At 63.6% G+C, this 1,027-nt stretch carries 1 protein-coding gene and 1 pseudogene; both read right to left on the reverse strand.

Annotation, left to right across the window (positions count from 1 at the left end; translation table 11 throughout):
• Positions 1-346, reverse strand: a pseudogene (locus Q7T84_RS03725) (succinate--CoA ligase subunit alpha); the annotation flags it as partial.
• The coding region (locus Q7T84_RS03730) for a succinate--CoA ligase subunit beta (RefSeq protein WP_370653614.1) at positions 346-1,027 on the reverse strand (682 nt) is incomplete at its 5' end. The pseudogene Q7T84_RS03725 and the gene Q7T84_RS03730, both read right to left, overlap by 1 nt.

Consider the following 1,027-nt stretch of genomic DNA (forward strand, 5'->3'; position numbering starts at 1 on the left):
TGGAGCCGGCCAGAGCCTTCTTCACCTTGACCATGTCGAGCACAGGGATGCCCTCGGTGATGCAGATGATCAGCGGGATCTGGGCGTCGATGGCTTCCAGGATCGAGTCGGCCGCGAAGGCCGGCGGGACGTAGATCACGCTGGCTTCCGCGCCGGTCTGACGGGCCGCTTCACCGACGGTGTCGAACACCGGCAGGCCGATATGGGTCTGGCCGCCTTTGCCGGGCGTCACGCCGCCGACCATCTTGGTGCCGTAGGCGATGGCTTGTTCGGAGTGGAAGGTGCCTTGGGCGCCGGTGATGCCCTGGCAGATGACGCGGGTGTCTTTACCGATGAGGATGGACATCAGTTCGCCTCCCGCACGGCTTTGACAATCTTTTCAGCGCCGTCCGAAAGGTCGTTCGCCGCGATCACGTTCAGACCGCTTTCGTTGATGATCTTCTTGCCGAGTTCGGCGTTGGTGCCTTCGAGGCGAACCACCAGCGGAACCGTCAGCCCGACCTGCTTCACCGCGTTGACCACGCCGTTGGCGAGGATGTCGCAGCGGGCGATGCCGCCGAAGATGTTGACCAAGATACCCTTCACGTTCGGGTCGGCCATGATGATCTTGAAGGCCGCCGTCACCTTGGGTTCGTCAGCGCCGCCGCCGACGTCCAGGAAGTTCGCCGGCTCGGCGCCGTAGAGCTTGATGATGTCCATGGTGGCCATGGCCAGGCCCGCGCCGTTGACCATGCAGCCGATTTCGCCGTCGAGGGCGATGTAGCTGAGGTCGAACTTCGAGGCCTCGATTTCCTTCGGGTCTTCTTCGCTCTCGTCGCGCAGGGCGACGATGTCCGGGTGACGGAACAGAGCGTTGCTATCGAAGCTGATCTTGGCGTCCAGCACCCGCAGGTGATCGTCGGCGGTGACGATCAGCGGGTTGATCTCCAGCATGCTCATGTCTTTGGCGAGGAACGCCGTGTAGAGCTGCGTCAGGAGCGTGGCCGCTTCCTTGGCCAGGGGACCGCTCAGGCCGAGCGCCTTGGAC

The sequence above is a fragment of the Phenylobacterium sp. genome (genome assembly GCF_030654915.1).
In the GTDB taxonomy this organism is placed as follows: Bacteria; Pseudomonadota; Alphaproteobacteria; order Caulobacterales; family Caulobacteraceae; genus Phenylobacterium.